This window comes from Bacillus sp. Bos-x628, from assembly GCF_040500475.1.
GTDB classification, from domain to species: Bacteria; Bacillota; Bacilli; order Bacillales; family Bacillaceae; genus Bacillus; species Bacillus maqinnsis.
This window is the reverse complement of the sequence record NZ_CP159358.1, coordinates 407,162-419,532: the sequence shown is the minus strand read 5'-3', so window position 1 is coordinate 419,532 and position 12,371 is coordinate 407,162. Positions and strand designations below refer to the sequence as shown.

Here is a 12,371-nt window from a genome sequence, read left to right as displayed (position 1 = left end):
CTTACCCTTCTTCCACTTTCTGATGGTACGCAGGTTCATTTTTGATATGATCCAAGCGAGTTAATAGCTCTTTTTGAACGACCGGAGATGAAACAAGATACTTCTTGATTGGCTGTTTTGCTTGTTCAAAGCCTTTATCCTCAAAGTTTTCAAAACACTTATAGGCGTCCGTATAGCGATCGTTCAAAAAAAGTTTTAAATGTTTGTCATCTTCTGCTTGTTTCATAAAACGTTTATAAACTAGAAATCGACTTGCAATCTCGTTCCAATGCGTTAATTGAACGTGCTCAGAAATTCTTTGGAACAGTGCTGACTCCACTGTAGCAACACTTTTATAAAATTGCGCTGCATCTTGAATTGACCGATCATAAAGTCTAATTTTATGTTCATTAATTTCTTTGATTGCGGTAGCGAGTGTGCGGATCATGTAAATGTCTTTCATGTCTGAGAGAAGAGAATAATAGAGACCACTAAAATAGTCCCCTGCTAAAATGGTCAGCTGACGATTTTTGAATTCGTCTTGTTTAATTGCTGCAGCAGTTGTGACTTCGTCATGGGTATCAAGGGCAATTTGCACAAGCATCGCCGTTAAAATATAATTTTCTTTTTTCTCTGCATTCATTTGAGCTTCATCAAACATTGCATGAAAAAGAAGGAGCTTATCTTCATCAATGAGTGGCGCTCGTAAATGCTTCGCCAAATAAGGATGAGAAAGCTTTTTATTTAACTTTATATTTAAATTAGATAAAATTCCGTAGATGTCTTGCAAAGATATCACCCTTGTCCCCAGAATTACAGTTTCATATGTAGTTTTGCACATTGTGTATAGAGATTTATTATACCATATCAATATTCACTTTTATGCTATTCAAGTGCACTCTTATGCTTTTATTTCTTTGCTTCACTTTGAATTTCGCCGAAGCTCGTTTGAATAACCGCATCGCCTCTTACTTTTATCGCTGACGTATGCTCAGTGAATTGTGCGATAATGACTTCACCTTTATCGAGTTTTTCGGAATGGTGAAATCTTGTATCAGAGCCTCTTGTTAAGCCGATGACGTTCACGCCATTATCAATGGCTTTAATCACCACAAAATCAGATGATTTATTTTCACTCAACTTCTTCACCTTCCATCCATATACTTAGTCGTTTTTAATTAAGGAAAGCACTTCTGCTCTTGCCGCCGCACTATTTGCAAATGTCCCTCGCACTGCCGACGTCACTGTTTTAGCACCTGGTTTTTTCACTCCGCGCATCGTCATGCACATATGCTCTGCTTCAACCACAATCATGACGCCATGCGGATTTAATGTTTCCACCATACTATCTGCAATGGTTGATGTAATGCGTTCCTGAAGCTGTGGGCGCTTTGCAACCGCTTCTACTGCTCTTGCCAGCTTGCTAAGTCCTGTTACTTTTCCACCACGCGGTATATAAGCGACATGGGCTTTACCGTAGAAAGGTACAAGATGGTGTTCACACATAGAATGGAATGCAATATCTTTTACAAGGACAAGTTCTTCATGATCTTCACCAAAAATGGTTTTGAAATGTTCTTTTGGATCTTCATTTAAACCAGAGAACACTTCCTCATACATTTTTGCGACTCGTTTCGGTGTATCAAGAAGTCCTTCACGATCTGGATTCTCTCCGATTGCTTTTAATATATCGCGAACAGCGCGTTCTATTAGTTCTTTATTTATTTTACTCATGTATTATATCCTCCAAAGGCGATTACATTTCATTCAGATTCTAGCACACTTCAGATCCTAAAAGCAAAGGGAGAGCGTTTTTAACGAACCTGTTGAATTAAAAGGAAAAGCCCCTTTTGGAAGGGGCTTTTCTAGTGCAAGCATGAAACTGTATATGTATAACTCCTGCATCAGGATCATTACACATAACGATTATTTTCCTGCTACTGCGTCTTTAAGTGCTTTTCCTGGTTTGAAAGCAGGTACTTTGCTTGCAGGGATTTCGATCTCTGCACCAGTTTGTGGGTTACGTCCTTTACGAGCTGAACGCTCACGTACTTCAAAGTTACCAAAACCAATTAGTTGGATTTTGTCACCATTTTTAAGTGCATCTAAAATTGTATCAAAAACAGAATCAACTGCTTTTGTCGCATCTTTTTTAGACAATTCGCTTGCTTCAGCAACTGCGTTAATAAGTTCTGTCTTGTTCATGCCTTTCACCTCCTCCCAAAATATGCATTCAGTGGATTGTTATCATTTCTTCACAATTCATCTTCTTTCTATACACGTTCTTTGAAAAAAAGAGCGTCTAGAAAGCAATATTCATGGCTTTTCATGTAGAAAACGACTCCTTGAAGGAATGTTTGTCCAACAAAGTGAGGATTTTCTGTAAGTAGATTAACACATATGAAATACCATATCAAGCATTTTAAAGGGAAGAATCCTTATTCGTCAAGGATTAAAGGCACTTTTGCGAACGAATATTCCTAATTTCAGCCTGAATCTGACTAATCTTTATACAATTGTCTTTTTATGACTCAGTCTAAACGCAAAAAAAGACCCCTGTCAATGAGAGGTCTCACATTTTATAGAATGATCGCGATTAAACCGCCTGATCCTTCGTTAATAATTCTTTCAAGTGTTTCCTTCAGTTTATATCTTGCATTTTCCGGCATAAGAGACAGCTTCGCTTGAATGCCTTCTCGTACAAGTGAGCTGAGGGAACGGCCAAATATATCTGAATTCCAAATAGATAATGGGTCATCTTCAAAATCTTGCATCAAGTAGCGTACGAGCTCTTCACTTTGTTTTTCTGTCCCGATAATCGGTGCAAATTCGCTCTCTACATCAACCTTAATCATATGAATAGACGGTGCGACTGCTTTTAATCTGACGCCGAATCTTGATCCTTGGCGGATGATTTCCGGCTCATCTAAACTCATGTCTGACAGGGCTGGCGCAGCAATTCCATAGCCAGTTTGTTTGACCATTTTTAATGCATCGGACACTTGATCATATTCTGTCTTTGCGTGAGCAAAATCTTGCATGAGCTCAAGAAGATGGTCTTTGCCCCTAATTTCCACTCCAACCACTTCTTTTAAGATATGATCGTACAGATCATCAGGTGCGTACAGGTCAATTTCAGCGATGCCCTGCCCCATTTCAATACCAGCTAAGCCCGCTCTCTCAATGAAATCAAATTCACTGAATTGTCCAACAACCCGGTCCACATCTCTTAATCTTTTAATATCCTTTACGGTTTCCTTGACTGAATCCTGATAACTCTCTCTTAGCCAATGATCCTCTTTTAAAACCATAACCCAGCTTGGCAAATTCACATTCACCTCAAGCACTGGGAATTCATATAATGCCTCACGCAGGACACTTAGTACGTCCTGCTCTCGCATACTTTCCACACTCATGGCAAGTACAGGTATATCATATTTTTCGCTTAAATCCTGACGCAGTGCTTCTGTCTCTGGATGATACGGTCTTACAGAGTTGATCACCATAATAAACGGTTTACCAACTTCTTTGAGCTCGTCAATCACTCGTTCTTCAGATTCGATATAGTCATGTCTTGGTATTTCCCCAATCGAACCATCTGTTGTAATGACAACACCAATTGTTGAATGCTCTTGGATGACCTTGCGTGTACCAATTTCCGCTGCTTCATGAAACGGGATCGGTTCCTCATACCACGGCGTGTTGATCATTCTAGGGCCATTTTCATCTTCATATCCGCGTGCACCAGGAACCGTATAACCTACACAATCTACAAGTCTGATGTTCACATCAAGGCCATCACTGACGTGAATGGATGCTGCTTGATTGGGCACAAATTTTGGTTCTGTGGTCATAATCGTTTTTCCTGCTGCGCTTTGCGGCAATTCATCTTGTGCTCGTGCACGATCAGCCTCATTATTGATATTCGGGAGCACCACGAGCTCCATAAACTTTTTAATAAACGTAGATTTCCCTGTACGAACAGCTCCAACGACCCCTAAATATATATCGCCTCCTGTTCGTTCAGCGATATCCTTGAAAATATCGACTTTTTCCAAGTGATCCCCTCCCGGACTTGCTATCCTCGTTTTCAAATGAATACTCTATACTTCAATCAAACTGTGCTTGAAAGGTGTCAGTACAATATATGTGTATGACGTTGTCCTATTTGAATATGACACCTTTTTTGTTTTGAGAGTAAGTTTTAGCCATAAAAAAACCTTTCTCCTCATTTCTATGCAGAGGAAAAAGGTTCATTCTTGATTTATGAAGACTTTTTTTCTAAAAAAGCAGGCTCCCCTTTTTTGTTGATTGTATATGGCACGGAAAATGCGGGCACGAACGGGGTTTCCTGCCAATATAAATCTCGGATGTCTTCACCTGTCTTCGGCTTTTGTTTCATTTTTTGCAAGATATGTGCAAAGTCACTGCGATAGTCAACATAGATTTCACCATTTGAAGAAATAAGAAGTGGGAGTGAATTTCCCGTGACAGGGCTCGTGACAGTAGGTGGCTGTTTTAACCCGAGCTTTTTTTCATTTAAGGTATATAAATCTTTGGAAACAACTTTGCCGTATGGCGGGTATGTATGTTCATCTTGGTACATCTTCATTCTCAGGCGCAATTCACTGATGGTTTGAGTCATTTTTACATCAAGCAATTTCACTGTTGGGTTTTTTTCGACATCTGTGAGAACATAGATATATTCGCCCCCGCCTTCAAATGATGTAGACGGTATATCGTGTAAATACCTTGGTGACAATCGTTTAAAGTCGATGACGTACTTTTGATAAATTGGCGTGTCTGCTTCTTTTGTTTCAATCGGCAAAAGACCGTTTGTCGCTTTTTGAAAATCCTCAATAGCTGTTTGCACACCTTGGAGTTGTTCCCGATAAGGCACTTTATTTTCCACTTTGCGATTCTCTGGATAAAGACATCCTGTCAGTAAAATGAGTGTTAACAAAGTGACACTGACTTTTGCTTTTATCATCACATTCGTCCTTTTTCTTTATTCATTAACCGGTCCGCTAAATACAACTAAAAACACAATAATACCTGATATGATCATAAGGCTGTATGCAATGGTGGAGGCTGTTATTTTAAGAAATCGACTTTTTAGCTTAAACCTGCTCAAGTAAATGGTCACAACGGCTAAAAACATGAGCCCCATTGAGCCAAGTGCAAACCACATCTTGATTAAAGCAAAACTCATACTGCCTGTCCTCCCTTGATAACGAACAAATTGTAAGCGTTTGTATTTCATTCTAAACCAAAAATAAGGTAAATATCAATCATTTTACCAACGATTCATGAAAAAGGGGATAAAAAAACTGAAGCAAAGAGGGGGGCTCCGCTTCAGTCTTATTGTCGACTACTTTTTCCACATTCTGTAGAGTAAAAGCTCTATTCAAACTTCATTGCTATGTTATGCAAGTTTTCCCCTTCTTGCATCCTCAACATGCCTATGTTTCGTCTTTCGTTTATTTTGACTGGTTTTCAAACATGTTCACAAGGTCTTCCATCTCATGTGTTTTCACACGAGCCATTAAAGATTCTACAGCATCGTCCACTTTTTTCCCTTCAAACAAGACATGATACAAAGCTTCTGTGATTGGCATACTCACATGATATTCTTTTGACAACTGATATGCGCCTTTTGTTGTACGAACGCCTTCAACAACCATCCCCATTTTCTCTAGTACTTCTTCTAGCTTATACCCTTTACCGAGTAGATTCCCGCAGCGCCAGTTCCGAGAGTGAACACTTGTACAAGTGACAATTAAATCACCAACACCTGTTAAGCCGGCAAATGTAAGAGGATTTCCTCCCATTTTCGTCCCGAGACGTGCGATTTCAGCCAGTCCTCTTGTGATGAGTGCCGCTTTCGCATTGTCTCCGTATCCAAGGCCGTCTGTAATACCTGCCGCAAGGGCAATAATATTTTTCAGTGCTCCGCCAATTTCGACTCCAATCACATCAGGGTTTGTATACACTCTAAAGTGATTGTTCATGAATAAATCTTGAACAAATTGTGCCGCTTCAATATTTTCTGACGAGACCGTCACTGTTGTCGGATGACGTAAGCCTACTTCTTCTGCATGACTCGGTCCAGATAATACGACAACCGCTTCTCTTAAAGAGGCTGGAACTTCTTGTTCAATCATTTGTGAAATTCTGAGTAGGGTATCTGGTTCGATCCCTTTGCTCACATGAACAAATGGCACTTTTGATGGGATAAACTCAATGGCCTTTTTCAATACTTCACGTATCGCTTTTGTCGGAACAGCTACAATGATAGTCTCTGTGTCTTCTAAGGCTTGCTTCATATCTGTTGTAGCCTTGATAGACGCTGGTAGTTTGACATTTGGTAAATAATCATGATTTTCATTTTTTTCATTGATTTGATCAATCAGCTCTTGTCTATGTCCCCAAATGTGTACATCATGATGATTATCAGCTAATACTAGTGCAAGAGCTGTTCCCCAGCTCCCTGCTCCAAGTACTGAAATTTTCTTCATCCTGCTCACCCTTTTTATTTTCTCGCTCTCGCAAATATTTTAATTGGTGTACCCTCAAAGCCAAACGCATCTCGAATACGGTTTTCTAGGAAACGCTCATAAGAAAAATGCATAAGCTCTGGATCGTTGACAAACACAACAAATGATGGCGGCTTAATAGCTACCTGTGTCGCGTAGTAGATTTTCAGACGTTGTCCATTATGTGTCGGTGTTGGATTCATTGCTACTGCATCCATAATAATATCATTTAGAATATTTGTTTGAACACGCATTGCATGATTCTCACTTGCTGTAATAATGGACGGCATCAAGGTATGGATTCTCTTTTTCGTAAGAGCAGACATGAACAAGACTGGTGCGTAATCAAGGAATTGAAAATGCTCACGAATGTTTTGCTCAAACTCCTTCATTGTACGCTCATCTTTTTCAACAGCATCCCACTTATTCACAACGATCACAACAGCTTTACCGGCTTCGTGTGCATAGCCTGCAATTCGTTTATCCTGCTCAATAATGCCCTCTTCACCGTCAAGTACAACGGCTACAACATCAGAACGTTCAATTGCTTTTAAAGCGCGGAGTACACTGTATTTCTCAGTTGTTTCGTATACTTTCCCTTTTTTTCTCATACCCGCTGTATCTACAATGACAAAGTCACGCTGATTGTACGTAAACAACGTATCAACAGCATCTCTTGTTGTGCCAGCAATGTTGCTCACAATGACCCGCTCTTCCCCAAGCATGGCATTGACTAAAGAGGATTTCCCTACATTTGGACGCCCAATTAAGCAAAACTGCACAACTTCTTCATCATATTGTGTATCGAACAGATTTTTAAAATGCTCTGCTACTGCATCAAGCAAATCCCCTAAGCCAAGTCCGTGAGTTCCAGAAACCGGATATGGCTCTCCAAAACCTAGTGCATAAAAGTCATATACTTCGGTTCTCATTTCAGGGTTGTCCAGTTTATTGACTGCAAGTACGACTGGTTTTTTCGTGCGATACAACATTTTTGCGACTTCTTCATCTGCTGATGTCACGCCATCTCGACCATTTACCATAAAGATAATGACATCCGCTTCATCCATTGCGATCTCAGCCTGATGGCGAATTTGCGCCAAAAATGGCTCATCTCCAATATCTATTCCACCAGTATCTATTAAATTAAAGTCATAATTTAACCATTCAGCAGAACTATAGATTCGATCTCTTGTTACACCAGGTGTGTCTTCTACAATCGATATTCTTTCGCCTGCAATTCGATTAAAAATTGTAGATTTTCCAACGTTGGGCCTTCCAACAATGGCTACGACAGGTTTACCCATAGTACCCTTCCTTTCAATCCAGCCGCGATTCACTCTGTTCATCATCATGTTTCAACCGGGATTTAAAATTTACTATCAGTTTTTTATGAAATAAACCCTTCAAACATGAAGGGCTCAACTTATATATTATATCAATTTTTAATCGAACCACAATGAATAACTTAAAAATGTTTGACAATCAAGTAAAGATCTTCTCCAATTCCATGTGCAATTCCGTCTAAAATAGCCTCTAGATTCATCGCAAACATATCAAGCTCTTCTTTGTTTTCACAGAAAAAGACAGCCGTTCCACCCATGACCCGCTCTTTATTTGTAGTCGCCACAGCTAAAATAAATTGCTCTATTGTATTCGCCACTTTTATTTACCTCGCTTCCTTTTTAATGAAATCTGTCGGCATCCTAATGGCATTTTCTAAAACCGGCACCTCTTCTAATACTCGAACGGCCAAATCTTCACGTTTCCATTGCGGCAGAATGAACACCCCCAGTGTGCCATTATTCAGATCACGTTTTGCAAGTGGACAAAGCGATGGTTCACCAGAATCACGATACACACCAAGCACATTGGATAAATCAAATAAAATCGCTTGCCGCTGCCCAAGGTTCGCAATGGTTGTGGCTGCGTTAAAGTTTTTTGGAGTTAAAATAAAACCCATTCCATGCTCTAAAATCATTTTCTGCTTTTCTGGCAGACCAATATTCATAATGTAAATATCATCTACAAAAAGCCCTGCTCCATCAAAATGCAGTTCGCCTTTTTGGATATCGACAATATCTTTCATTTGGCTGCCAGACATTAAAAACCTTGCCATGAAAAAACATATGATACCGACCACTGTTCCAACAAACAGCGAGAAGAAAATACAAGCTGTTGTGGTAATAAGTGCAGTGAGAATCGCAATATAATTTCGACTTTCAAATGCGATGGCAATTCCTTCAATATATGTACTGCCTCTTGATACAAGCTCATACGAATCCAATTGTGTTAATGTATTTCTTTCCATATTGCGTACATCACGAAATTGCGTGGCCGCTAGTGTCAGAAAAGTAATCGCTGTGAACTCTTCCTGAATTAGTGCAGGCATAATGATCGCACCCAGCCCTGACGCAATAAAACCAAGTGCGATGTGGATCACTTGTCCATGAATATACGTGGGATATTGCCGGTAATCTGTTCTTAACATATAAAGCCTCGCTGCCATCCCAAAGATGACACCGATAATCACAGGAAACGTGTAATTTGTCATGATGATTTTGCAGCCCCTTTTACTGGTTTTCTGGATGAACGGGTGCTCAAAAGCTTTTCGAGCTGATCTACACCTAATAGAAAAATCACTCCTTGTACAACGAAGGAAAGGACAGCAAGGTCTCCTATCACAAACGATGATGTGAGCTGATGAATGGTAAGCGCATAGAGAGCTTCCCCAAGACACACGGACATCATCAATAAGGTGACTCGTTCAATCAACTGATGACCATATGTCAAACACATCAAAATCAGGAGGGCAAACACAACCCAGTCCACCTTTATTATCGTGAACCAAACGGGGTCATATAATGCAAAAATCATAAAAAAGGCATAAGCGCATGTCATAGAACATAATTGCATGATTCTTATGATCTGATAAGTTGGCCGGATTTGAAGAAATGCAATACAGGCATATAAAAAAGTAAGCAAAAATCCCGCATTCATTTCCACACTTAAAAACGATATCATCAAATGACTGGTGATGATATGAACAAGTACACAAACTCCCATTACTGTGCGCAATGTGCTCTTTTCCATAATGAAAGTAACCATAATCCAAATAAACCAAATCGACCAATAATAATACATTGCCTCCAAGCATACTCACCTCAATTACATTATGGGAGAATCACCAATTTTTAAACATGTGACAATCAGCAGGATGTGTATGAAATACACAAGAGGTGACACCCTATAAGTTGAGGAGGGGTTTTATTATGGGAAAAGATAGACAAGAAAAACGCTTAAAGGCATCAAGAAAAGTTGAATCTGACCGTGATCAGTCGATTCATCATAAAGGGGCAACAGCATTAGAAGGTCCAGAGGACGCTAGAAAAAGAAATCAATAAAAAGGCATGTGATCATCACATGCCTCTGTATCGTGATCTTAAGCTATAATACGTCGTGTCAACGCCTCTTTCTTTCAGCCAATGACTCGTATTACCTGTGATCACAATCGGTGTTTGTCTAAGTTCTTGAATGGTTTTAGTACCAAGGACAGTCATGAGCATCTTCAAATCCTCTTGAAGATCAATGATGTCAGAAATCAGACCACTTTCTCCTCCATTCATGAGTGATTTCAAGAAAACCCCCGCCAAACCAGCAGCGGATGCGCCAAGTGCAAGTGATTTCGTTACATCAAGTGCATCTTGAATACCTCCAGAAGCTAAAACCGTTTGATCTTGAAAGGCTGTATGCACTTCAGCAAGACTCGCTGCAGTAGTGATACCCCAATGATCAAAAAAGCGAAGTGCTTTCTGGCGCCGAAGGTTTTCAATCTTAGAGAAATTGGTTCCGCCAAAACCTCCAACATCTACTGCAGCTACACCAGCATCATATAATTTCTTTGCCGTCTCTTTGCTCATCCCAAAGCCGACTTCTTTTACGACAACAGGTACTCCTACGGATTGAGTAATCGCTTCAATTCGTTCAATAGCACCTCGAAAATCACGATCTCCTTCCGGCATCACGATTTCTTGAATCACATTCAAGTGAATCTGAAGTAAATTCGCCTCTAGCATATCGACAGCTTCTTGCGCCTGTGTAATCGATGCTTCACTACCTAAATTAGCAAAAACAAGTCCATCTGGGTTGACTTTTCGGACAATTTCATATGTTTGTCTTTCTTGCTTGTCCTTAAGTGCAGCCATTTGTGAACCTACTGCCACTGGGATGTTGGTTTCCTTCGCCGCTCTAGACAAAGAGCGATTAATGTCATAGGTCGCCGCTCCTCCCCCACCAGTCATTGCATTGATAAAAATTGGCGAACCGAATTTCAGTCCGCCAATTGTTGTATGTGTATCAATTTGTGAAGTCGCAAGATCTGGTAGACCGACGTGAACGAAGGAAATATCTTCTAAACCTGTTGCTGCATGCTGGCCAGTCGACAAGGCATGCTCAATGTGTTGTTTCTTTCTTTCTGCTCGCGTCAAATTTGATCACCAAATTATTTTAGTTTATTGAGTTTATCACCAATCAGATCACCAAGTTGAAATCCACTTGTGTTTTCTTCTTTCGCCTGATATTGACGATAATTTTCCTCTATTTGTTTATCAGGATTTTCTTCTAAATCACGAATGCTTAGTGAAATGCGTTCATCCTCTTCATTCACATCAAGCACTTTTACTTTGACCGTCTGCCCTTCTTCAAGAACTTCTTGTGGTGTACCGATATGTTTATGTGAAATTTGAGAAATATGCACAAGTCCTTCTACACCTGGGAGAATTTCGACAAACGCACCAAAGCTCACAAGTCGCTGCACGGTTCCTTCAAGCACATCACCTTGTTTCACTTTTTCACCAATTTGGCTCCAAGGTCCTGGCAATGTTTCTTTAATAGAAAGTGAAATGCGTTCGTTGTCACGATCAACAGCAAGTACTTTGACCTTCACTTCTTGTCCCTCTTCTACAACGTCTGATGGTTTTTCAACATGAGCATGGGATAGTTGAGAAATGTGAACTAATCCATCAATGCCGCCAATGTCGACAAATGCACCAAAATCAGTCAGGCGCTGTACTTTTCCTTCAATGACACTTCCTACTTCAAGCTTTTGCAGGAAGTCTTGCTTTTTATCTAATTGCTCTTGCTCAACCACTGCACGATGTGAGAGAATCACGCGGTTTTTTTCGCGGTCAAGCTCAACTACTACAAGTGACAACGTCTTGCCTTTGTAATCTGTGAAATCTTCCACATAGTGTGCTTCTACAAGAGATGCTGGAATAAACCCTCGCACACCGATGTCTACAACAAGACCACCTTTGACAACGTCTTTTACTTCAGCTTCAAATACTTCTTTTGTTTCAAACTTTTTCTCTAGGTCTTCCCAAGCGCGGTCTGCATCAACAGCACGTTTCGATAAAATCAAAGCATCGTCTTCGACCTTTGTGACTTTAAGCTCTAACTCGTCGCCTTCTTTCACGACATCTGATGCTTTTTCAACGTGAAGACTTGATAATTCACTGATTGGGATGATCCCAGGTTGTTTCACGTTGACGATATCAACATTTACATGCTTGTCCTCAACTTGAGAAACAATCCCTTTCACAACATCTCCAACCTCTGGTACCTGAACATCGATTTGATTCATTTCCTCTGTCATTTTGATAACCTCCTTGGTCCAAACCTACACAGCTTAGTTAAAACGGCTCGCCGAATATATGTCTTAAGCATGATGATTGCCAGCCGAATATGTATTATAGAAACATTCAAATCAACATAATTGCTTGAATGATCAATAAAAATAGTATTAGTATAAACTTCTAATAAAAGCCCTTGTTTGTCAAGAGATAAACCTCTAACTTA

The 12,371-nt window shown here is 40.0% G+C and carries 15 protein-coding genes; 1 reads left to right on the top strand and 14 read right to left on the bottom strand.

The genetic code is table 11. The features are described 5' to 3' along the window. Position 1: 1 nt before the first annotated feature. The 12 genes from ABVJ71_RS02270 to ABVJ71_RS02215 form a co-directional block, all read right to left on the bottom strand. Positions 2 to 769 carry a heptaprenyl diphosphate synthase component 1 gene (locus tag ABVJ71_RS02270; RefSeq protein WP_353855412.1) on the bottom strand — a complete coding sequence of 256 codons (768 nt, stop codon included), beginning with the start codon at positions 767 to 769 and terminating at the stop codon, positions 2 to 4. Positions 770 to 888: 119 nt separating this feature from the next. Next, positions 889 to 1,119, bottom strand: a complete 231-nt coding sequence (mtrB, locus tag ABVJ71_RS02265) for a trp RNA-binding attenuation protein MtrB (RefSeq protein ID WP_353855411.1) — start codon at positions 1,117 to 1,119, stop codon at positions 889 to 891. 24 nt (positions 1,120 to 1,143) lie between these two features. Continuing rightward, complete coding sequence (gene folE / locus ABVJ71_RS02260) at positions 1,144 to 1,713, bottom strand: GTP cyclohydrolase I FolE (RefSeq protein WP_353855410.1); 570 nt, start codon at positions 1,711 to 1,713, stop codon at positions 1,144 to 1,146. Positions 1,714 to 1,905: 192 nt separating this feature from the next. After that, the gene (gene hbs / locus ABVJ71_RS02255; protein WP_003215863.1) at positions 1,906 to 2,184 is read right to left on the bottom strand and encodes a non-specific DNA-binding protein Hbs; all 279 of its coding nucleotides are present in this window, start codon (positions 2,182 to 2,184) and stop codon (positions 1,906 to 1,908) included. A 374-nt stretch (positions 2,185 to 2,558) separates the two neighbouring features. Next, the gene (spoIVA, locus tag ABVJ71_RS02250) at positions 2,559 to 4,037 is read right to left on the bottom strand and encodes a stage IV sporulation protein A (RefSeq protein WP_353855409.1); all 1,479 of its coding nucleotides are present in this window, start codon (positions 4,035 to 4,037) and stop codon (positions 2,559 to 2,561) included. Positions 4,038 to 4,243: 206 nt separating this feature from the next. Beyond that, the gene (locus tag ABVJ71_RS02245) at positions 4,244 to 4,969 is read right to left on the bottom strand and encodes a hypothetical protein (protein WP_353855408.1); all 726 of its coding nucleotides are present in this window, start codon (positions 4,967 to 4,969) and stop codon (positions 4,244 to 4,246) included. A gap of 18 nt (positions 4,970 to 4,987) precedes the next feature. Then, positions 4,988 to 5,191, bottom strand: coding sequence for a DUF2768 domain-containing protein (locus ABVJ71_RS02240; RefSeq protein ID WP_353855407.1), 204 nt, complete (start codon positions 5,189 to 5,191; stop codon positions 4,988 to 4,990). A 268-nt stretch (positions 5,192 to 5,459) separates the two neighbouring features. Beyond that, positions 5,460 to 6,497 (bottom strand): NAD(P)H-dependent glycerol-3-phosphate dehydrogenase, encoded by a 1,038-nt coding sequence (locus ABVJ71_RS02235; protein WP_353855406.1) that lies wholly within the window; start codon positions 6,495 to 6,497, stop codon positions 5,460 to 5,462. Positions 6,498 to 6,511: 14 nt separating this feature from the next. Further along, positions 6,512 to 7,822 carry a ribosome biogenesis GTPase Der gene (der, locus tag ABVJ71_RS02230; protein ID WP_353856525.1) on the bottom strand — a complete coding sequence of 437 codons (1,311 nt, stop codon included), beginning with the start codon at positions 7,820 to 7,822 and terminating at the stop codon, positions 6,512 to 6,514. A gap of 161 nt (positions 7,823 to 7,983) precedes the next feature. Further along, the gene (locus ABVJ71_RS02225) at positions 7,984 to 8,178 is read right to left on the bottom strand and encodes a hypothetical protein (protein ID WP_353855405.1); all 195 of its coding nucleotides are present in this window, start codon (positions 8,176 to 8,178) and stop codon (positions 7,984 to 7,986) included. Between the two features lie 6 nt (positions 8,179 to 8,184). After that, entirely contained in the window at positions 8,185 to 9,069 is an 885-nt protein-coding gene (locus ABVJ71_RS02220) for a YIEGIA family protein (RefSeq protein ID WP_353855404.1), read from the bottom strand. After that, complete coding sequence (locus ABVJ71_RS02215) at positions 9,066 to 9,659, bottom strand: hypothetical protein (RefSeq protein WP_353856524.1); 594 nt, start codon at positions 9,657 to 9,659, stop codon at positions 9,066 to 9,068. The genes ABVJ71_RS02220 and ABVJ71_RS02215 overlap by 4 nt, the downstream gene beginning before the upstream one ends. A gap of 128 nt (positions 9,660 to 9,787) precedes the next feature. On the opposite strand from ABVJ71_RS02215, the gene ABVJ71_RS02210 reads away from it, so the two are divergent. Then, positions 9,788 to 9,919 carry a YpzI family protein gene (locus ABVJ71_RS02210; RefSeq protein ID WP_353855403.1) on the top strand — a complete coding sequence of 44 codons (132 nt, stop codon included), beginning with the start codon at positions 9,788 to 9,790 and terminating at the stop codon, positions 9,917 to 9,919. 15 nt (positions 9,920 to 9,934) lie between these two features. On the opposite strand, the gene fni is transcribed toward ABVJ71_RS02210, so the two are convergent. Together fni and rpsA are read right to left on the bottom strand one after the other, a co-directional pair. Then, entirely contained in the window at positions 9,935 to 11,002 is a 1,068-nt protein-coding gene (fni, locus tag ABVJ71_RS02205) for a type 2 isopentenyl-diphosphate Delta-isomerase (protein ID WP_353855402.1), read from the bottom strand. A 14-nt stretch (positions 11,003 to 11,016) separates the two neighbouring features. Then, entirely contained in the window at positions 11,017 to 12,168 is a 1,152-nt protein-coding gene (gene rpsA, locus ABVJ71_RS02200) for a 30S ribosomal protein S1 (RefSeq protein ID WP_353855401.1), read from the bottom strand. Positions 12,169 to 12,371 lie beyond the last annotated feature (203 nt).

Coding starts and splice junctions, on each gene's coding strand:
- folE (WP_353855410.1), bottom strand. CDS start 1,713: ATGAGTAAAATAAATAAAGAACTAATAGAACGCGCTGTTCGCGATATA.
- hbs (WP_003215863.1), bottom strand. CDS start 2,184: ATGAACAAGACAGAACTTATTAACGCAGTTGCTGAAGCAAGCGAATTG.
- ABVJ71_RS02245 (WP_353855408.1), bottom strand. CDS start 4,969: ATGATAAAAGCAAAAGTCAGTGTCACTTTGTTAACACTCATTTTACTG.
- ABVJ71_RS02240 (WP_353855407.1), bottom strand. CDS start 5,191: ATGAGTTTTGCTTTAATCAAGATGTGGTTTGCACTTGGCTCAATGGGG.
- ABVJ71_RS02235 (WP_353855406.1), bottom strand. CDS start 6,497: ATGAAGAAAATTTCAGTACTTGGAGCAGGGAGCTGGGGAACAGCTCTT.
- der (WP_353856525.1), bottom strand. CDS start 7,822: ATGGGTAAACCTGTCGTAGCCATTGTTGGAAGGCCCAACGTTGGAAAA.
- ABVJ71_RS02220 (WP_353855404.1), bottom strand. CDS start 9,069: ATGACAAATTACACGTTTCCTGTGATTATCGGTGTCATCTTTGGGATG.
- ABVJ71_RS02215 (WP_353856524.1), bottom strand. CDS start 9,659: ATGTATTATTATTGGTCGATTTGGTTTATTTGGATTATGGTTACTTTC.
- ABVJ71_RS02210 (WP_353855403.1), top strand. CDS start 9,788: ATGGGAAAAGATAGACAAGAAAAACGCTTAAAGGCATCAAGAAAAGTT.
- rpsA (WP_353855401.1), bottom strand. CDS start 12,168: ATGACAGAGGAAATGAATCAAATCGATGTTCAGGTACCAGAGGTTGGA.